This is a genomic window from Pseudomonas sp. NFACC04-2 (genome assembly GCF_900119265.1).
Classification (GTDB): Bacteria; Pseudomonadota; Gammaproteobacteria; order Pseudomonadales; family Pseudomonadaceae; genus Aquipseudomonas; species Aquipseudomonas fluorescens_AA.
The window spans coordinates 1-19442 of record NZ_FPJC01000011.1; the positions used below are offsets into that span (position 1 = coordinate 1).

Here is a 19442-nt window from a genome sequence, read left to right on the forward strand (position 1 = left end):
CAATAGCTTCGCGGGTGTTGTCGATCACTTGAGTGCTGTTCAGATCTTCGCGATAAGCGACGATTTCGGCCTTGGCTACATCAATACCGATAACCGTTGAGGAGGTAAGGATTGTCATCTCGAATCCTCGGAGCTAGGGTTTAGATACTTGTCGGGGTCTACCGTAGCGCTGGCTTGCCTCTATCGTCGGTTTTACCGATGAATTCCTTATCGGCGCTTTAGGTAGAAGGGGCGGGACGAGAAGTCTCCCACGGTCCGTACTGGCTAGAGTCGGAATCGAGCTTTTAGTCCCGCCCACCCCTTCAAGTCTAAACATACAAGCGAGCTCGCTCGCGATTGGCCTCCACCCTGAAAGCACACCAAACAACAGGCAAAAAAATCCCCGAACCAGTCGGGGATTTTTCATGTTCGATCAATCAGCCCAAGAGCCGATCAATCCTCACGATAGCGACGCAGCTTGAGTTGCTTGCCAGCGACGCGGGTGTCTTTCAGCTTGGTCAGCAACTTCTCCAGACCATCTTCCGGCAGCTCGACCAGGCTGAAGCTGTCACGCACCTGGATGCGGCCGATCGCTTCGCGGGCCAGGCCGCCTTCGTTGAGGATGGCACCCAGCAGGTTCTTGGCGGCGATGCCGTCACGGGCACCCAGCGCAGTACGGCAGCGCGCACGACCTTCGGCCAGCGGGATCGGTGCACGACGCTCGCGATCACCACGGTCCGGACGATCACCGGTACGCTCGGGACGATCGCCACGCGGTGCGCTGTTCGGCACCAGGGGACGTTCCTTCTCGATTGCTGCCAGGGTCAGCGCCTGGCCATTGGTGGCCTTGCGCAGCAGTGCCGCGGCCAGGGCACGTGGGGTGCAACCGATGTCGGCGGTCAGGCGATCGAGCAGATCGCCGTGGGTCGATTCGGCGTCAGCCACCAGGGGCGACAGGCTGTTGGTCAGTTTCTTGATGCGGGCATCGAGAACGGCCTGGGCGTCCGGCAGGCGAACTTCAGCCACCTTCTGGCCAGTCACACGCTCGATCACTTGCAGCATGCGGCGCTCACGAGGAGTGACCAGCAGCAACGCGCGGCCTTCGCGACCGGCACGGCCGGTACGGCCGATACGGTGAACGTAGGATTCCGGATCGTACGGCATGTCCACGTTGAACACGTGGGTAATGCGCGGAACATCCAGGCCACGGGCAGCGACGTCGGTCGCCACAACGATGTCCAGGCGGCCATCCTTGAGGGAATCGATCACGCGCTCACGCTGGTTCTGGGCAATGTCACCGTTCAGCGCGGCGGCTTTGTAGCCCTTGGCTTCCAGAGCGCTGGCCAGGTCCAGGGTCGCTTGCTTGGTGCGCACGAACATGATCAGGGCATCGAAGTCTTCCACTTCCAGCAAGCTGAGAACGGCGGAAGTCTTCTGGTCGGCGTGAACCAGCAGGTGAGCTTGTTCGATCGCGGTGACGGTCTGAGTCTTGGTCTGGATCTTCACGTGTTGCGGATCGCGCAGGTGGCGCTCGGCAATGGCACGGATCGATTGCGGCAGGGTGGCCGAGAACAATACAGTCTGGCGGGTCGCGGGCAGAGCCTTGAAGATGACTTCCAGGTCATCCATGAAGCCCAGCTTGAGCATCTCGTCGGCTTCGTCGAGAACCAGGTGGTTCACGGTAGCCAGGACTTTTTCGTCACGACGCAGGTGGTCGCACAGACGGCCCGGGGTGGCGACAACGATCTGCGCGCCATTACGGATAGCTTTCAGTTGAGGGCCCATCGGGGCGCCGCCGTAAACGGCCACAACGGTAACGCCAGGCATTTGCTTGGAGTAGGTTTCGAAAGCGGTGGCTACTTGCAGCGCCAACTCACGGGTTGGCGCCAGGATCAGGGCTTGCGGTTCGCGCTTGGCAGGATCGATGCGATGCAGGATCGGCAGGGCGAACGCAGCGGTTTTACCCGTACCGGTTTGCGCCTGGCCGATCATGTCGTGGCCGGCCATGATGATCGGGATCGATTGCTGCTGAATCGCCGAAGGTTCTTCGTAGCCGGTCGCGGTGACGGCAGCAAGAATGTTCGGGTTGAGATTAAAAGCGGCGAAGCCGCCGGTTTCCTGGGTCATGGGTCTGCCTCTAAGTGCATCCGCAAAGACCCATGCTCCAAAGCTGCGCATGCCGTGTTGAGACTCAAGAGTCGCCCTGGCTGCTTTGTCGGCGGGGATTTGCGAAAACGAATGAATGGAAAAAGAACGTCGTGGAAGCATCCGTTGTGCGGACATGCACCGAAGCTGACTTCGGAGAATTGCGCTACCTTGACGCGGCCCGGCTAAAGGCCGGCGCGCACTATACCGGAATTCGCCCGAAAAGGGAGCTTTTTTTATTGCCAAACCCCGTTATGGGGCTCGCTGTCACAAGGCCTTGGGCAGCCAGCTAAAACGGTTCACCTCCCGACGACACAAACTTCGTTGCGGCGAGGGGATTTATCCCCGCTGGGCTGCGAAGCGCCCCCCGACTTATCTGAGACATTTGCGAATGGTCCAACCTCGATAGGGCCGCTGCGCGCCCCAGCGGGGATAAATCCCCTCGCCACAGGATCTTCGTCGTGCTCTGGGATTGTGTCATGTCGCCGGGCGAATGGCCTTGATCAACGACTGCAACGAATAGCCCAGCCGCGGCGCCAGCCCTTCGGCCCGGGCGACCAGTCCTTGCATGTCCAGTTCCTGATCGAGGTCCGCCGGCACAATCAGGATCACATTGCCCTCCTTCACCGGCAGTTCCCAATAGTGCCGGTGGTACAAACCGCGCAAGAGCGCCGCGCCCAATGGCTTGCCGTCGTCGGTGGCCCATTGGTTGATCACCAGCCAGCCGCCCGGGTTGAGGCGCTTCTGGCAGTTTTCCAGGAACCCCCAGGCCAGGTGCCCGACGCCTGGTCCGACATCGGTATAGAGGTCGACGAAAATCAGGTCCGCCGGCTCCGCCGTTTCAAGCAATTCCAACGCATCGCCAACGCGGATGTACAGTCGCGGATCGTCGTCCAGCCCCAGGTATTCGATGGCCAGGCGCGGCACGTCGGGACGCAGTTCGATGGCCTCGACGTCTTCCAGTGGCAGGAACTTGAGGCAGGCCTGGGTCAGCGTTCCGGCCCCCAGCCCCAGGAACAGCGCGCTTTCCGGCTGCTCGTGACACAGCGCACCGATGAGCATGGCGCGGGTGTAGTCATATTCGAGCCAGCTCGGATCGGCTGTGAACACGCAGCTTTGCTCGATGGCATCGCCAAACTCCAGAAACCGGTAATCGGCCACTTCGAATACGCGAATCATGCCGAACTCGTCATGCACCTCGGCGAGCAAATGCTCGACGCGCTCCTCTGTCATTTCATCTCCTGATGGTTGCCGTGCCGGCATGAGCCTGCGGATACGGGACAAGGGCGCGATTGTCCGCGAAGCAACCGGAACAGGTCACGTACTAATTTGCTGATAACATGGCCGTCCGAGCGTAAATCACCTAGAGATCATGATGAGCCAACCCTGGAGCCCTGACAGCTGGCGTGCCCTGCCGATCCAGCAACAACCCCGCTACCCCGACGCCGCGCACCTGTTGCAGGTGGAGCAGACCCTGGCCAGTTATCCGCCCTTGGTGTTTGCCGGTGAAGCCCGGGAGTTGCGCCGTCAGTTCGCCGAAGTGACCCAGGGCCGGGCGTTCCTGCTGCAAGGCGGCGACTGCGCCGAAAGCTTTGCCGAGTTCTCGGCGGCCAAGATCCGCGACACCTTCAAGGTGCTCTTGCAGATGGCGATCGTCATGACCTTTGCCGCTGGCTGCCCGGTGGTCAAGGTCGGGCGCATGGCCGGGCAATTCGCCAAGCCACGCTCGGCCAATGACGAAACCATCGACGGCGTGACCCTGCCGGCCTACCGGGGCGACATCGTCAACGGTATCGGTTTCGACGAAAAAAGCCGCGTACCGGACCCGGAGCGGTTGTTGCAGTCCTACCACCAGTCCACCGCCACCTTGAACCTGCTGCGCGCCTTCGCCCAGGGTGGGTTCGCCGATCTGCACCAGGTGCACAAGTGGAACCTGGACTTCATCGCCAACTCGGCCCTGGCGGAAAAGTACAGCCACCTGGCCGACCGCATCGACGAAACCCTGGCATTCATGCGCGCCTGCGGCATGGACAGCTCGCCGCAACTGCGCGAAACCAGTTTTTTCACCGCCCACGAAGCGCTGCTGCTCAATTACGAAGAAGCCTTCGTGCGCCGTGACAGTCTGACCAACGACTATTACGACTGCTCGGCCCACATGCTCTGGATCGGCGACCGCACCCGTCAGTTGGACGGTGCCCATGTGGAATTCCTGCGTGGGGTGAACAACCCGATCGGAGTCAAGGTCGGCCCGAGCATGGACCCGGACGACCTGATCCGCCTGATCGACGTGCTCAACCCGGACAACGACCCCGGCCGGCTGAACCTGATCGCCCGGATGGGCGCCAACAAGGTCGGCGAACACTTGCCGCCGCTGTTGCGCGCCGTACAACGTGAAGGCAAGCAGGTGCTGTGGAGCTCCGACCCGATGCACGGCAACACCATCAAGGCCAGCAGCGGCTACAAGACCCGGGACTTCGCGCAGATCCTCGGCGAAGTGAAGCAGTTCTTCCAGGTCCACGAAGCCGAAGGCACCTATGCCGGCGGGATTCACATCGAAATGACCGGCCAAAACGTCACCGAATGCATTGGCGGTGCACGACCGATCACCGAGGACGGGCTCTCGGACCGGTACCACACCCATTGCGACCCGCGGATGAATGCCGATCAGTCGCTGGAGCTGGCATTTTTGATTGCGGAGACGTTGAAGCAGGTTCGGCGGTAGGTTCTTCTTCGCCGGTTAGACTGCTATCGCGAGCAAGCTCGCTCCCACAAGGGGGCTCGGGTGACCACAGGCTTTGTGTTCACAGCGGATCCAATGTGGGAGCGAGCTTGCTCGCGATAGCGCCCGCTCAGTCACCACCGAGCTGAGCCAATGCCACCGCCAACCGCACCCCACCCACCCGCTGACAGTTAAGCTGGACCCGCTCCAACCCCAACCACTGGGCCATGCGCCGCAGGTTCACCGCCAAGGCCTGCATCCCCTCCTCGTCCAGCCCCGGCTCTTCCTCGTGCACCGCATGCACCGCCAACCGCCCCAGGGCCCGCTCCGCCCGCAGGTCCACCCGAGCTGCGATGCGTTCATTGTGCAAGAAAGGCAATACGTAATAGCCGTACATCCGCTTGTGGACAGGGGTGTAGATCTCCAACCGATAGCGGAAATCGAACAATCGCTCGGTACGACCACGCTCCCAGACCAGCGAATCGAACGGCGACAACAAGGCACTGGCGGCGACCTTGCGAGGGATTTTCGCCGTGGGTCGGCACCACGCCGGTTGCTTCCAGCCTTGCACCTGGCAACGCAGCAGCTCCCCGGCCTCCTCCAGCTCGGCCAGCCGTTCGCGGCTGTCGGTCGGATCGAGGCGAAAGTAGTCGCGCAGGTCTTTCTCGGTCGCGACACCCAGGGCGTCGGCGGCATGTACCAGCAAGGCGCGTTGGGCCTGGGCTTCGTCCGGCAACGGTTGCTGCAGGATCGAAGCCGGCAGTACCCGCTCCGGCAAGTCGTAGAGCCGCTCGAACCCTCGCCGCCCCGCCACCGTGACTTCGCCCGCCGCGAATAGCCATTCCAGCGCATGTTTCTCTGCACTCCAGTCCCACCAGGGGCCGGCCTTCTCCTGGCGCGTGGACAAGCTGCCGGCGCCCAGGGCGCCCTGCTCCTGGACCGACGCCAGGACACGACGGATGACATCCTGGCGTTCATGACCGAAACGCGCCAATTGCTGGTAGATGCCCTCGCCACGCGCCGCCCGATCCATGCGCCAGCGCAACAGTGGATACATGGACATCGGCAGCAGCGATGCTTCATGGCCCCAATATTCGAACAACGTGCGGCGTCGGCCCAGGCTCCAGGCAGCTTGATCGAGCAAATCGCGTGGGTAGTGACCGAGGCGGGAGAACAACGGGAGGTAATGCGAGCGCACCAGCGCATTGACGGAGTCGATCTGCAGGACGCCGAGGCGTTCGATCAGACGGTTGAGGCGCGCGGGTTGCACCGAAGCTGGCGATGAACGCCCATCGAATCCTTGGGCGGCCAACGCCAGACGCCGGGCCTGTTTGAGGGTAAAGGACACAGTCGCGGGCATGGAGATCTCCTTGTCTGCTCGCAACCTACCTCACCAATAAGGGGTTTGTGTAGGAAAGGATGGCTCATTTGTGCATGGGGTCATCCCAGAATGGCCGAACCACTTCCTTCTCCACGTCGGCACGACTCACGCCGATGTCCTTGAGCGCCTCGTCGCTCATTCCGGCCAGCAGTTCGCGCTCATGGTGCAATTCGTACCAGCGGCTAAACTTGTGCAACAAGGCGCTGATGGAAAAGCCGTGGGAGAGTTTGTCTATCAGTAGATAACCTTTTTGACCTTTCATCGTGATGTCCTCCGTTGGGGATGGCTCAAGTCTCGCGCTAACGCTAAGATCAATCCAACGAATGTTTCTTATGCAATACATCTCGGAGATTGATCAATTGTCGAGTTACCCGAGCATCGATACGGAAGTGCTGCGTACCTTTGTCGCCATCGCCGACCAGGGCGGATTCACTCGGGCCGGGGAATTGGTCAATCGCACTCAGTCTGCCGTCAGCATGCAGATGAAGCGGCTGGAGGAAGACGTCTTGCAGCGACGGTTGTTCGAGCGTGACGGGCGCCAGGTCAAGCTCACCGCTGAAGGCCAGGTGCTGCTGGGTTACGCCCGGCGGATCCTCAAGCTGCACAGCGAGGTGTTCAATACCCTGCGAGAACCGCACATGGTCGGCACGGTGCGCATCGGCACGCCGGACGATTACGTGATGCGCTTCCTGCCGGGTATCCTGCAACGTTTCGCCCAGTTCTATCCCCTGATCGAAATCGAAGTGCACTGCGAGTCGTCCAAGCAGCTACTGCTGCGCCAGGACTTGGACCTGTCCATCGTCACCCGTAAACCGGGGGACGAAATCGGCCAGTTGCTGCGCAAGGAGCGGTTTGTCTGGGCCGAAGCCGCCTGCTTCAACGTCCATGAACAAACACCGCTGCCGCTGGCAATGTTCAACAGCGATTGTTTCTGCCGGCAATGGGCCTGCAATGCGCTGGATGCCATGGGCCGCGATTATCGCGTGGCGTACAACAGCTCGAGCCTGTCGGCGCTCATGGCGGTGGTGGGCGCCGGCCTGGCAATCACGGCGCAACTGGAAAGCCTGCTGACCCCGGACATGCGCGTACTGGGCGAGGCCGAAGACCTGCCGGAACTGCCCGAGGCCAGCATCATGCTGATCCGCAACCTGCATAACCCGTCGCCGATCACCGAGTGCCTGGCCGAACACATCGTCGAAGGATTCAAACTTTAAAGGCGAGCAACACCGCGCACAGCACCAGGAAACCGCAGAACAGCCCGCGCAGCAGCCGCTCCGGCAAGGCGTGGGCGACTTTCACCCCCCAACTGATGCTCAGCAGGCCACCGACGGCCAGCGGCAGGCCGATGCTCCAGTCCACTTCGTGGTGAAACGCGTACGTGGCGAGGGTCACGCCGGTACTGGGCAAGGCCAGCGCCAGGGACAAGCCTTGGGCAACCACCTGGCTGGTGCCAAAAATGCTGGTCAGGATCGGGGTGGCGACAACGGCACCACCGACACCGAACAGACCGCCCATGGTGCCGGATGCGGCGCCCAGCACGCCGAGCCACGGCCAGCCATACCGCATTTGCGCCGAAGCAGGTGCGGTGGCGGCGAACATGCGGACCAGGTTGTAGAGCGTCAGCGCGATCAGGAACGCCACGAAGCCGATCCGCATGCTATCGGCATCAATCCCCACGGCCCAGATCGAGCCAAGCCAGGCAAAGCAGAACCCCATGGAAGCCAACGGCAGGACATGGCGCAATTCGATGCGATTGCGCTGGTGGTAGCGCCACAACGCCAGCATTACATTGGGCACCACCATGACCAGCGCCGTCCCTTGGGCCATTTGCTGGTCGAGGCCGAACCAGACACCCAGCACCGGAATGGCAATCAGGCCGCCACCGATCCCGAACAATCCCCCCAAGGTGCCCAACACGGCACCAAACACCAAGAACAGTGCAAATTCGAACACAGAAGACTCCCCTTTTCCTCAGGCGCCTATCCTACGCAGTCGGCGCCAGCGGGGAAACGTAACATCTATCCGAAATGTCAGAATTATCTGGCGCATTAAAGATTCGCCCGCTAGATTCGTAACGATCATTGATTGAAGGTTTTGCCATGAACACCCTGCGCGACACCCCCGAAGCCTGCGAAGCCCTGTTGCTCGACAACCAGGTCTGTTTCGCCCTGCACTCCACGTCGCTGCTGATGACCAAGGTCTACAAGCCGCTGCTACAGGCCCTGGGCCTGACCTATCCGCAATACTTGGCGATGATGGTGCTGTGGGAAAAGGATGGATTGACCGTCGGTGAAATCAGCACACGCCTGCTTACCGACCCCGGCTCGCTGACCCCATTGCTCAAGCGCCTGGAGGCCGAAGGCCTGTTGAGCCGGACCCGCAGCCGTGAGGACGAACGTGTGGTCATTGTCGAACTCACCGAACAAGGCCGTGCCCTGCGGGAAAAAGCCCTCGACATCCCCCAATGCATCCTCGCCGCCAGCGGCCAGACCCTGGAACAGTTGAAGAAGCTGCAGCTTGACCTGCAAGCGCTACGCGGGCATTTGCAAGACAGCCTTTGACTCCCCCCTGCGAAAACGGGCTTGCTCGCGAAGGCGCCGGTACATCCGATATCTGCGCCAACTGACCCACCGCTATCGCGAGCAAGCTCGCTCCCACATTGGATTTGCGGCCCACTCCCACCTCCTTTGAGGAGCGAGCTTGCTCGCGATAGCGGCCTCCCTACCAGCCCACAGCTGAAAAAATTTTAAACATCAAGAAACCGCTCTATATCAAGGGTTACAAGCCTTTTCAGCTTGCCTTTTCTTACTCACCTCGAAAATTTATCTTGCGCACAAAATATTAGCGCTATACATTCGCTTCACACCTACTTGGCGCGCAAACATTTAGCGCAACAAAATCAACCCTGAAGCGAGGCTCCCATCATGCAAACGCTCTACACCGCAATCGCAACTTCCACTGGCGGCCGTGACGGTCGTGCGATTTCCAGTGACAACATCCTCGACGTCAAACTCGCTACGCCCAAGGAACTCGGCGGTGCGGGCGGTGCGGCAACCAACCCTGAGCAATTGTTCGCCGCTGGCTATTCGGCCTGCTTCATCGGCGCCCTGAAATTCGTGGCCAGCCAAAGCAAACGCAAGATCCCGGACGACGCTTCGATTACCGCCCACGTAGGCATTGGCCAGATCCCCGGTGGTTTCGGCCTTGACATCGACCTGCACATCAGCCTGCCAGGCCTGGACCAGGCCGACGCCCAAAGCCTGGTGGACGCGGCTCACCGCGTCTGCCCGTACTCCAACGCCACCCGCGGAAACGTGGATGTGCGCCTGCACGTGACCGTCTGACCACCAACCCTGGCCCCGAACTTAAGGAGATGCACATGAACACATTCAGCAAAGCCCTGACCGGCACCCTTCTCGCCCTCAGCGTCAGCAGCGCCTTCGCCGACGGCATCGTCGAACACAACACCCAGGCGTTTCTCGACGCGCTCAATGCCGGCACCGGCAAGCCACTGGAGCAGCTGTCGCCCAAGGACGCCCGCGCCGTCCTGGTAGGCGCCCAGGCGGGAGTAAAGATGACCTTGCCCAAGGCCGACGTCAGCGAGAAAACCATCCAGGTCGATGGCCAGCCGATCAGCCTGACCATCGTTCGCCCCGCCGGGGTCAAGGGTGAGTTGCCGGTGTTCATGTTCTTCCACGGCGGTGGCTGGGTACTGGGCGACTTCCCGACTCACGAACGACTGGTCCGGGATCTGGTGGCGGGGTCCGGTGCCGTCGCGGTGTTCGTCAACTACACGCCCTCACCCGAGGCGCATTACCCGGTGGCGATCAACCAGGCCTACGCCGCGACGAAGTGGGTGGCCGAACACGGCAAGCAAATCAACGTCGACGGCAAGCGCCTGGCCGTGGTGGGCAACAGCGTCGGCGGCAACATGGCGGCGGTCGTGGCCTTGATGGCGAAGGACAAGGGTACGCCGGCGATCCGTTTCCAGGCATTGCTGTGGCCGGTGACCGATGCCAGCTTCGAGACGGCGTCCTACAACCAGTTCGCCGAAGGGCACTTCCTCAGTAAAAACATGATGAAGTGGTTCTGGGACAACTACACCACCGACGCCGGGCAACGCGGCGAGATCTATGCCTCGCCGCTGCGGGCCAGCACCGCGCAACTCAAGGGCCTGCCGCCAGCGCTGGTGCAGACCGCCGAGGCCGACGTCTTGCGCGATGAAGGCGAAGCCTATGCCCGCAAATTGGACGCGGCCGGTGTTCCCGTCACGGCCGTGCGCTACAACGGCATGATCCACGACTATGGCTTGCTCAACGTGGTCAGCCAGGTGCCTGCGGTGCGTTCGGCGATGTTGCAGGTGTCCGAAGAGCTCAAGCAGCACCTCAAGTGATGATGGAACCACAAGGGATCTGGTATTCAGTCCTGAAATAAAAAAGCCCGACTCAATGGTCGGGCTTTTTCATACAAAAGGCTTCGCTTACTTGGCGCGACCTTTGTAGGAACCGCCTTCGCGGGTATCGATCTCGATCATGTCGCCGATTTCGATGAAGTCAGCGACCGACAGTTCGGTACCGTTCTTCAGTTTGGCAGGCTTCATGACCTTGCCGGAAGTGTCACCGCGAGCGGAACCTTCGGTGTAGTCAACCTGACGCACGATAGTGGTCGGCAGTTCTACGGAAACCAGGCGCTCTTCGAAGAACACGGCTTCGCAGACGTCGGTCATGCCTTCTTCGATGAATGGCAGAACGCTTTCGATGTCTTCGGCGTTCAACTCGTACATGGTGTAGTCAGTGGTGTCCATGAACGTGTAGGTGTCACCGCTGATGAAGGACAGGGTCGCTTCTTTGCGGTCGAGGATCACGTCGTCCAGTTTGTCGTCGGCGCTGTAGACGATCTCGGTCTTGTAACCGGTCAGCAGGTTCTTCAGCTTGGTCTTCATGATCGCGCTGTTACGACCCGACTTGGTGAACTCAGCTTTCTGAACCAGCCAAGGATCGTTTTCGAGACGGATCACGGTCCCGGGTTTCAGTTCTTTACCAGTTTTCATTGCGAATATCCGAATTTGGATGGGATTTACAAAAATCTAGGCCGCGTATCATATCCAATTTACATAAAACTTCACCAGCGCTGCGGCAAGATCGGGTCGCGAGGCCTGTTCCAGACACCACGCTTGGGCATGTTCGGCCAGTTCCCGGTGCTGTTCACGGCTGGTTTTCCAATGCTCGGCCATGTCCTGGCCGGCATTCCAGGCCCGCCAGAGACCACTGGTCGCTTTTTGCGCGGCCGGTGAAAGCCCCTGATTGTAGAGCCTGAGAAATGCCTCGAGCTTTTCCAGGTGGACGTCTTCTTCCTGCTGGTAGATATGCCAGAGCAGCGGCCGACCGGCCCATTGCGCGCGCACGAAGGAGTCTTCGCCACGCACGGCGTTGAAATCACAGCACCACAGCAACTGGTCGTACTGATCCTGTCGAACGAACGGCAGCACCTGCACCGTCAGTGCGCCGCGGCGATGCAGCGCACCGACCTTCAGGCCTTCGACACTGAGCCAACGCTCGACGTCGCCCAGCACTCGCCCTTCGGGAACCAGCACATGAAATGCCTGGGTATCGGCTGCCATTGCGTCAAACCAGCTCGCCAGCCCGGCGTTCTCGTAGGCAAACAGCGAGATCAGGCAGGCTTGCGGCGCCCGCTCGACGCCCAATCCCTGCAGGAAACTGCGTTGCGCTTCGGCATCCTGCTGGAATTGCCGACAGCGCTCCAGCAGACTGGCCTCACGCAGCAAGCCACCCGTTCCCTCCCGAAAGCCCGGGAAAAAGAAATATTTCTGCACGTGTTTGTATTTGACTGACGGTAAGCCATGGCAACCGATCACCCAGTCCTCGGCGCTCAAATAATCGAGATTCATCCACAAGGGCGTCGTCTGGCGCTCGGCCATCGCTTCCATGTAGGCACTCGGCAACTGGCAGGCAAACGCGGCGATCACTACCTCGGCGGCTTCAGTGGGCTGCCAGTGCGCGGGCCAGTGGCACACTTGTACGCCCTGCTGCCATTGCTCGGACAGGGTGATATCGATTTGCGGACATAGCCGTTTGAAGGCACGCAGGTCGTCGACCCACAGGCGCACCGCGCATTGGTGCTCGGCCACTAATTGCCGAGCCAGGCGCCAAGTGACACCGATGTCGCCATAGTTATCGACGACGGTGCAAAAAATATCCCAGCGCACAGCCATTTCCGACTCCCTGTGAAAGGCCTGATTGTCCCGAATAAACCGATCGCGCAGAAGAGCCGACGGCGATTAATCTTCATGCGACAATCAGCGCCTGCCCATGACCCTGCCAGGAAGCAGCCATGCCCGATCACTCGACACCCTCGCGCCTTACGGCTTTGCAATTGACCTTCAGCATTGCCCTGGGCTTGTGGCTGGGGTTCCTGGCCATCGTGTTGACGGGCTGGCTACTGTCCAGATTCCTGTTCAACGAACAGCTGGCACCGGTGGCCGCCGCCGTCCATCAACTGGCGCAACCACCGGTGGTACAACCGCCCCCCGAGCCGCCCACGCCGATGTTCGAGCAATATCAGCAAAACCTGCAAAGGAACGAGCAGCGCCAGGCGCTTGATCAGGCCCGCAGCAATCCTCGCAATCTGTCCAACCCCAAGTGCCAGTTCTGGCTGCAACAGGACCAGACTGCGCCCAGTGAAAAAAGTCGCGCCAACGTGCTGCAATTCTGCGAATGACATGAACAAACAGACCGTCCACCAGTTGATTCTCGACAAGCTCGAGATTGATCTCGATATCGCCGAACGCGCCGCGCAAACCGCCTACGAAACCGCGACCCACGAAGAAAACATCGCCGAGAACAAATACGACACCCTGGGCCTCGAGGCGTCCTATCTCGCCGCCGGACAAGCCCGGCGCGTGGAAGAAATCCGCCAGGCGCTCACCCTTTGTCAAAACCTGACATTGAGGCCTTACGACGAGCAGCGCGGCGTTCAGGTCGGCACATTGATCGGACTGGAAGATGAGCATGGCCGCCAGCAATGGCTCTTCCTCGGGCCGGATGCGGCAGGCTTGAAGGTCTCGCTGGTAGGCCAGCCGATCACCGTCATCACCCCTCGCTCACCGTTGGGCCGAGGCCTGCTGGGCAAGTTCGAAGGGGATGAGGTGGAGATCGTGGTCGCGGGCGCCCGGCAACAGTTCACTGTCACCGAGGCGATCTAGGCAGGTCACGTTTTTTAGTGCACCGGCAGTTCGACGCCGTCGAACAACTCTTCGAGTTCCTGCTTGTTGTGGCACTGGATGGCCTTGGCCATCACTTCCCGGGTCAGGTGCGGCGCGAATTTTTCGATGAAATCGCACATGAAACCGCGCAGGAAAGTGCCACGACGGAAACCGATCTTGGTCACGCTGGATTCGAACAGTTCGCTGGCATCCAGCACCACCAGGTCACTGTCGAGCTTGGTATCGACGGCCATCTTCGCGACGATGCCCACGCCCAGGCCCAGGCGGACGTAAGTCTTGATCACGTCGGCGTCGGCGGCGGTGAACACCACTTTCGGCGTCAGGCCACGATGGCTGAAGGCTTCGTCGAGCTTGGAACGACCGGTGAAACCGAATACGTAGGTGACGATCGGGTATTCGGCCAGGGCTTCGAGGGTCAGCTTCGGCAGCTTGGTCAACGGATGCCCCTGGGGCACGACCACGCAGCGATTCCAGCGGTAGCACGGCATCATCACCAGGTCCCCGAACAGCTCCAGGGCCTCGGTGGCAATGGCGAAATCCACCGTGCCGTCGGCAGCCATCTCGGCGATCTGCATCGGCGACCCCTGGTGCATGTGCAGCGCCACATCGGGGTATTGCTTGATGAAGTTGCTGATCACCGGCGGCAGCGCATAGCGGGCCTGGGTGTGGGTGGTGGCGATCGACAAGGTGCCTTTTTTCTCGTTGGAGAATTCCTGGGCGATCTGCTTGATGCTTTCGACCTTGCGCAGGATCTCGCCAGCCGTGGTGATGATACGCTCACCGGCCGGTGTCACGCGGGTCAGGTGCTTGCCGCTGCGGGCGAAGACTTCGACGCCCAGTTCGTCTTCCAACAGGCGGATCTGCTTGCTGATGCCGGGTTGCGACGTGTAGAGGCTTTGGGCAGTAGCGGAAACGTTGAGGTCGTGGTGCGCCACTTCCCAGATGTAGCGCAGTTGTTGAAGCTTCATATGTATCCCTCAAAGCAGTTGGACGCCACGGGCATCAGCGACGGTATATAACTATATGGAAGGTTTCGACAATAAATCTAGAACTTTTTATAAAACGCCATCATTTAGCCTCAAGCCTCGCCCTGACGTCGACGCTGGACCAGCGGTACCAGGTAGACCGGTACCCGGGATAACTGCAATACCCGGGCAGCGGTCCTGCCCAAGGGGGTTTCACCGTTCGCCCCTTGGCAATGACTGCCTACGATCAGCAAATCCACGGAGAGTTTCGCAGCCTGCTCCAGGATGACTTGGGAAGGATCGCCCTGGTACACCCTGACCGACCTGATCAGTTTCAAGTCCTGTTGCCCTTCCCCCAATTCCTCACGAAAACTGTCGAGCACCCGCTGTTCGATATTGGCCATCACCGTATTCAGACCTTGGCGATGAAATTCGTTCAGCGCCTGCTCATCGAGATAGCTTTGCAACACCGATTCGGCGAACAGCCCCATCGGTTCTACCGCATGCACCACATACAACTCGGCTTCAAACGTCCGTGCCAGCGCCAAGGCATGCTGCATCACATAAGGGGCATAAAGGCCCAGGTCTGTGGCGTACAGCATCGAACGAATCATGTGACCTCCTCACGTGCCAGAATGGCGGAGATTGATTCAGCTTAGCAGCGCCTTGGGGACTGCGACGTGCGGCCTGACGTCCCGACTCAGGGGCAGTCAGGGCTTTATTTCGTTACTGATGCCATGGGGCACGTGACCGGTGGCGACGACCTCCCGGGCCAATTCGCAGTGGCCGGTCTGGTCATCGAAAAACACATCGGCGGCAAAGGCCTCCAGGAAAGCCGATTTGGTCAAGCCGCCGAGAAACAGCGACTCGTCCAAACGGATATCCCACTCACGCAAAGTCCGGATGACCCGCTCATGGGCCGGTGCCGAACGGGCGGTCACCAAGGCCGTACGGATGGGGCAGGCGTCCTCGGGAAATTCGCGCTGCAGCGCGTTGAGCGCCGCCAGGAAGCCCTTGAACGGCCCGCCTCGCAGCGGCTCACGGGCAGCCTGGCGCTCGCTGGCCTGGAAAGCCTCCAGACCACCGGCCTGGTAGACACGCTCCGACTCATCGGAAAACAGCACGGCATCGCCGTCGAAGGCAATGCGCAGTTCTGCGCTGGCGGCGCGACTGGCCCCACCCGACAGGATGGTCGCCGCGGCAAATCCGGCGTCCAGGGCGCTGCGCACGTCTTCAGCGTGGGTGGACAAGAACAGGTCGCAGCCGAATGCCTTGAGGTACGGGTAAGGACTGCGGCCGCCAACGAAGGCCGCGCGCGAGATCGCCAGCCCATAATGATGGATCGAGTTGAACACCCTAAGGCCGGTGTCGGCACTGTTGCGCGACACCAGGATCACCTCGACCCGGGCACGCCCCAGGTGCTCGTTGAGGTCCAGCAGTTTCTGCACGAGAGCGAACGCGTCACCGGGTGCCAAGACTTCGTCTTCATGCTCGATCTGGTATTGCCGATAAGCCTCGACGCCACTCGACAGGTACACCTTGTGGCTTTCCCTCAGGTCGAACAACGCCCGCGACGAAATCGCCAGCACCAGTTTGTCGTCGATGTTGTTTGCCATGCCACTCCCCTTTCGCCCCGCTCAGCGGTTACAGCGATCCATGAACGCCAACGCCTGATACAAGGCTTCGATTTTCGGCAGCTCACACCCTGCCGCTTTCGCCGCCGCCAAGGGCCGGCCGTAGATCGCGTCCAGCTCCAGCGGCCGCTTGTGGGAATAATCGTGGTACATGCTCGGCCAGTAGTCGGGCATCTTCTCGGTCATCGCGAACAGATACTCGGCATAACCCGGCGCAATGTGATACCCGCAGGCTTGCGCACCGCGGACCACCTCCGCCATCAGCGCCTGGATCAATTCGCGGCTATGAGCGCTGGCCATCAACGGCGTGGTACTGGCGCCCAACAAAACCGAAAGACCGTTGTATGGCACATTCCACACCAGCTTCTGCCAGCGCGCCTGTTGCAAGCCAGGCATGGCCTGGGCCTCGATACCGGCGCTGCGGAACAACGTCGCCGCCTCTTCGACGATCGCCATGCGTTGCGCCTGATCGGCACAGGGACCGCTGTGATAACCGACGTTGACCGCGCCAAGTGCCTGGTGGGCGATGACGCCAGGGCCGACGCGATGCACGCAGATCAGGCACAGGCCACCCAGCAGATGCAGCGAATCGGGCAACAACGGTCGAAGATCGTCCTCGACGTCCAGGCCGTTCTGCAGCAACAGGACTTTTGCCCCGTCAGCGGCAGCCTGGGCAATGGCCGGAGCCAGGTCGGCATTGCTGGTGGTCTTGGCGCCGACCAGCAGCCAGTCACAGGGCGGCATATCGGCTGCCGAGCGATAGGCCTGGACGGGGTCGAGGGCCAGCGCGCCATGGACCGCGCTGTCGATTCGTAAACCGGCTTCGGCCACGGCAGCAAACTCGCTGCGCAGTAGAAAGTGCACGTCAAAACCGGCACGCGCCAGCATCACGCCATAAAACCCGCCAATCGCCCCGGTGCCGATCATCCCGATCCGCGGTTTAACCCCTGCCTGCATCGTTGCAACTCTCCTGGTAAAAATCCCCTGCACACTATCGGCGCGAGCAGCATGGCATGCAATCTTCATTACATCCGCTCACGAATCTGTTGCAGAGCCATCGCCAAGGCCTTTTCCCTGGCCTATAGGGCATTAAACCGGCCCCAGCCCATTGTCGAGCCACCTCGTAACGCGATAAGGTTCGGCTCCCCGACGCGCTTAAAATCCGCTGTGCACCGCCGCGCGGGGATCGCTGGCGGCCGGCACCCGTGACCTGACGAGTAACACGATGGCTGATTTACCGATCAATGACCTTAACGTCGCCTCCAACGAGACCCTCATCACGCCTGACCAGCTCAAGCGCGATATCCCCCTGAGCGATGCTGCCCTGCGCACCGTGGCCAAGGGCCGGGAAGTCATTCGCAACATCCTGGACGGCACCGACCATCGCCTGTTCGTGGTCATCGGCCCCTGCTCGATCCATGACATCAAGGCCGCCCACGAATACGCCGAGCGCCTGAAAGTGTTGGCGGCGGAAGTCTCCGACACCTTGTACCTGGTCATGCGCGTGTATTTCGAGAAACCGCGGACCACCGTCGGCTGGAAAGGCCTGATCAACGACCCATACCTGGATGACTCCTTCAAGATCCAGGACGGCCTGCACATCGGTCGCCAGTTGCTGCTGGACCTGGCGGAAATGGGCCTGCCCACCGCCACCGAAGCCCTGGACCCGATCTCGCCGCAGTACTTGCAGGACTTGATCAGCTGGTCGGCCATCGGCGCGCGCACCACCGAATCCCAGACTCACCGCGAAATGGCCTCCGGCCTGTCGTCGGCGGTGGGCTTCAAGAACGGCACCGACGGCGGTCTCACCGTGGCGATCAACGCCTTGCAGTCGGTTTCCAGCCCGCACCGCTTCCTGGGCATCAACCAGGAAGGTGGCGTGTCGATCGTCACCACCAAGGGCAACGCCTACGGTCACGTGGTGCTGCGCGGCGGCAACGGCAAGCCGAACTATGATTCGGTCAGCGTCGCGCTGTGTGAGCAGGCGCTGAACAAAGCCAAGATCAAGCCGAACATCATGGTCGATTGCAGCCACGCCAACTCCAACAAGGACCCGGCGCTGCAACCGCTGGTGATGGAGAACGTGGCCAACCAGATCCTGGAAGGCAACCAGTCAATTATCGGCCTGATGGTCGAAAGCCACTTGAACTGGGGCTGCCAGGCAATCCCGAAAGACCTCGCCGACTTGCAGTACGGCGTCTCCATCACCGATGCCTGCATCGACTGGAGCGCGACCGAGAACACCTTGCGCAGCATGCACGCCAAACTCAAGGACGTGTTGCCGAAGCGGCAGCGTAGTTGAAAAGATCGCAGCCTCGTTTCACTCGACAGCTCCTACACAGCTCCTACATGTATTTGGGCTGGGGATGTAGGAGCTGGCGAAGCCTGCGATCTTTTGCTTCCCTTTAAGGCATAAAAAAACGCCGGACTTTTCAGTCCGGCGTTTTTTTATGGGGAATCCGTTTTCTCAGAGCTTCGCCGCGTGCCGCTGGTGACGCTCCATGTAACGCTCCACGTAAGAGCAGGACGGGATCACCGTGTAGCCCATCTCTTCAGCGTATTGCAGCGCCCTTTCGGTCAGCGCTGCCGCGATGCCCCGGCCGCGCAAGGCGTTGGGCACGAAGGTGCGATAGATATCCAGGGTCTGCTTGCCCAGGTCCATATAGGTCAGATAGGCACGATGACCGTCCACATTGGTCTCGAACTGATGACCAGCCTGGTCATGGTGGATGGTAACCGCCTCGCTCATCACTACTCCTCGCGGGTCTGAATGCCGACCCCTACCTTACCGATGTTTTTCCGGCGAAGGAACATCTACGCCACCCCGTGCCTTCCTGGTCACCGAGCGCCAAAATCGATCCGCTCAAACCCGAGCACGTCGTGAATAGTAGGCACCAATGACGCAAATGCTCAAGGCACACCTGTCATCGAAGGGGTAAACCTGGTCGGGTTTATCGATTGAGCGCCATCGTCGAGCGGTAGTCGGTCACGGTGCAATAGCTGAACATCGCCAGTTGTTGAGTCTTGAGACGAGCGCGCGTAGTTAAAGTCACCGCCAATACCAATAAAGATGCCTGGGACGTTGCACAAAAAATGTACAAAAGTGTAGGTGAATCAATAAACAACGACGTTAGCGAGGACTGCAAGAGTTCTCCCCTGCTGCGGAACCTTTTTTCGTCGACGCACTCCAGCCAAGGGCTCGGGGCTGTATATTTTTTCAACAACCCTAAGAAAAGTTGCTCGAAAAAGAATCACCGCCTACAATTTTTTTGCTTCTTGCGCTACGTCAGTTTACTTACTACAAGTAATGGGTAGTATGTACGCCGGCTAACTCCTCAGTCTGGGGAGACAGTCACTAATAGAAAGTCCTTGAAGG

At 60.4% G+C, this 19442-nt stretch carries 20 protein-coding genes; 8 read left to right on the top strand and 12 right to left on the bottom strand.

What is annotated here, in order from left to right:
* Positions 1–432: 432 nt before the first annotated feature.
* Positions 433–2106 (bottom strand): DEAD/DEAH box helicase, encoded by a 1674-nt coding sequence (locus tag BT125_RS15825; RefSeq protein ID WP_072408331.1) that lies wholly within the window; start codon positions 2104–2106, stop codon positions 433–435.
* A 495-nt stretch (positions 2107–2601) separates the two neighbouring features.
* Positions 2602–3357 (bottom strand): spermidine synthase, encoded by a 756-nt coding sequence (locus BT125_RS15835; protein ID WP_025212625.1) that lies wholly within the window; start codon positions 3355–3357, stop codon positions 2602–2604.
* Positions 3358–3499: 142 nt separating this feature from the next.
* On the opposite strand from BT125_RS15835, the gene BT125_RS15840 reads away from it, so the two are divergent.
* Entirely contained in the window at positions 3500–4846 is a 1347-nt protein-coding gene (locus BT125_RS15840) for a class II 3-deoxy-7-phosphoheptulonate synthase (RefSeq protein WP_053183144.1), read from the top strand.
* 127 nt (positions 4847–4973) lie between these two features.
* Here the strand turns inward: BT125_RS15840 and BT125_RS15845 are convergent, their stop codons facing one another.
* On the bottom strand, positions 4974–6203 hold the full coding sequence (locus tag BT125_RS15845) for a winged helix-turn-helix domain-containing protein (protein WP_072408333.1): 1230 nt from the start codon (positions 6201–6203) through the stop codon (positions 4974–4976).
* Between the two features lie 64 nt (positions 6204–6267).
* Positions 6268–6486, bottom strand: coding sequence for a DUF1127 domain-containing protein (locus tag BT125_RS15850; protein WP_072408335.1), 219 nt, complete (start codon positions 6484–6486; stop codon positions 6268–6270).
* A 97-nt stretch (positions 6487–6583) separates the two neighbouring features.
* Here BT125_RS15850 and BT125_RS15855 point away from each other — a divergent pair, with 97 nt between their 5' ends.
* Complete coding sequence (locus tag BT125_RS15855) at positions 6584–7438, top strand: LysR substrate-binding domain-containing protein (RefSeq protein ID WP_027912697.1); 855 nt, start codon at positions 6584–6586, stop codon at positions 7436–7438.
* Here BT125_RS15855 and BT125_RS15860 read toward each other — a convergent pair.
* Positions 7428–8177, bottom strand: a complete 750-nt coding sequence (locus tag BT125_RS15860; protein WP_060738540.1) for a sulfite exporter TauE/SafE family protein — start codon at positions 8175–8177, stop codon at positions 7428–7430. The two genes, BT125_RS15855 and BT125_RS15860, sit on opposite strands and share 11 nt — an antisense overlap.
* Before the next feature lie 146 nt (positions 8178–8323).
* Between BT125_RS15860 and BT125_RS15865 the strand changes: the two genes are divergently transcribed.
* The 3 genes from BT125_RS15865 (at position 8324) to BT125_RS15875 (ending at position 10617) form a co-directional block, all read left to right on the top strand.
* Positions 8324–8785 (top strand): MarR family winged helix-turn-helix transcriptional regulator, encoded by a 462-nt coding sequence (locus tag BT125_RS15865; RefSeq protein WP_053120491.1) that lies wholly within the window; start codon positions 8324–8326, stop codon positions 8783–8785.
* 363 nt (positions 8786–9148) lie between these two features.
* Positions 9149–9568, top strand: coding sequence for an organic hydroperoxide resistance protein (locus BT125_RS15870; RefSeq protein ID WP_072408337.1), 420 nt, complete (start codon positions 9149–9151; stop codon positions 9566–9568).
* Positions 9569–9603: 35 nt separating this feature from the next.
* Positions 9604–10617 (top strand): alpha/beta hydrolase, encoded by a 1014-nt coding sequence (locus BT125_RS15875; RefSeq protein ID WP_072408339.1) that lies wholly within the window; start codon positions 9604–9606, stop codon positions 10615–10617.
* Between the two features lie 87 nt (positions 10618–10704).
* Here the strand turns inward: BT125_RS15875 and BT125_RS15880 are convergent, their stop codons facing one another.
* Positions 10705–11274 carry an elongation factor P gene (locus tag BT125_RS15880; RefSeq protein ID WP_003199385.1) on the bottom strand — a complete coding sequence of 190 codons (570 nt, stop codon included), beginning with the start codon at positions 11272–11274 and terminating at the stop codon, positions 10705–10707.
* A 48-nt stretch (positions 11275–11322) separates the two neighbouring features.
* Positions 11323–12456 carry an elongation factor P maturation arginine rhamnosyltransferase EarP gene (gene earP / locus BT125_RS15885; protein WP_072408341.1) on the bottom strand — a complete coding sequence of 378 codons (1134 nt, stop codon included), beginning with the start codon at positions 12454–12456 and terminating at the stop codon, positions 11323–11325.
* A gap of 119 nt (positions 12457–12575) precedes the next feature.
* On the opposite strand from earP, the gene BT125_RS15890 reads away from it, so the two are divergent.
* Both BT125_RS15890 and BT125_RS15895 read left to right on the top strand, forming a co-directional pair.
* On the top strand, positions 12576–12962 hold the full coding sequence (locus tag BT125_RS15890; protein WP_072408343.1) for a hypothetical protein: 387 nt from the start codon (positions 12576–12578) through the stop codon (positions 12960–12962).
* A 1-nt stretch (position 12963) separates the two neighbouring features.
* Positions 12964–13446 carry a GreA/GreB family elongation factor gene (locus BT125_RS15895; RefSeq protein ID WP_060738546.1) on the top strand — a complete coding sequence of 161 codons (483 nt, stop codon included), beginning with the start codon at positions 12964–12966 and terminating at the stop codon, positions 13444–13446.
* Positions 13447–13460: 14 nt separating this feature from the next.
* Here the strand turns inward: BT125_RS15895 and cysB are convergent, their stop codons facing one another.
* The 4 genes from cysB to BT125_RS15915 form a co-directional block, all read right to left on the bottom strand.
* The gene (gene cysB / locus BT125_RS15900; protein WP_003199376.1) at positions 13461–14435 is read right to left on the bottom strand and encodes an HTH-type transcriptional regulator CysB; all 975 of its coding nucleotides are present in this window, start codon (positions 14433–14435) and stop codon (positions 13461–13463) included.
* Between the two features lie 110 nt (positions 14436–14545).
* The gene (locus BT125_RS15905) at positions 14546–15046 is read right to left on the bottom strand and encodes a universal stress protein (protein WP_060738547.1); all 501 of its coding nucleotides are present in this window, start codon (positions 15044–15046) and stop codon (positions 14546–14548) included.
* A gap of 96 nt (positions 15047–15142) precedes the next feature.
* The gene (locus BT125_RS15910; protein ID WP_072408345.1) at positions 15143–16048 is read right to left on the bottom strand and encodes a 5'-nucleotidase; all 906 of its coding nucleotides are present in this window, start codon (positions 16046–16048) and stop codon (positions 15143–15145) included.
* Positions 16049–16069: 21 nt separating this feature from the next.
* Positions 16070–17023, bottom strand: coding sequence for a putative 2-dehydropantoate 2-reductase (locus BT125_RS15915; RefSeq protein WP_072408347.1), 954 nt, complete (start codon positions 17021–17023; stop codon positions 16070–16072).
* Positions 17024–17291: 268 nt separating this feature from the next.
* Between BT125_RS15915 and BT125_RS15920 the strand changes: the two genes are divergently transcribed.
* Complete coding sequence (locus tag BT125_RS15920; RefSeq protein ID WP_072408349.1) at positions 17292–18368, top strand: 3-deoxy-7-phosphoheptulonate synthase; 1077 nt, start codon at positions 17292–17294, stop codon at positions 18366–18368.
* A gap of 165 nt (positions 18369–18533) precedes the next feature.
* Here BT125_RS15920 and BT125_RS15925 read toward each other — a convergent pair whose 3' ends face one another.
* Positions 18534–18815 carry a GNAT family N-acetyltransferase gene (locus BT125_RS15925; RefSeq protein ID WP_053120470.1) on the bottom strand — a complete coding sequence of 94 codons (282 nt, stop codon included), beginning with the start codon at positions 18813–18815 and terminating at the stop codon, positions 18534–18536.
* Positions 18816–19442: the final 627 nt, after the last annotated feature.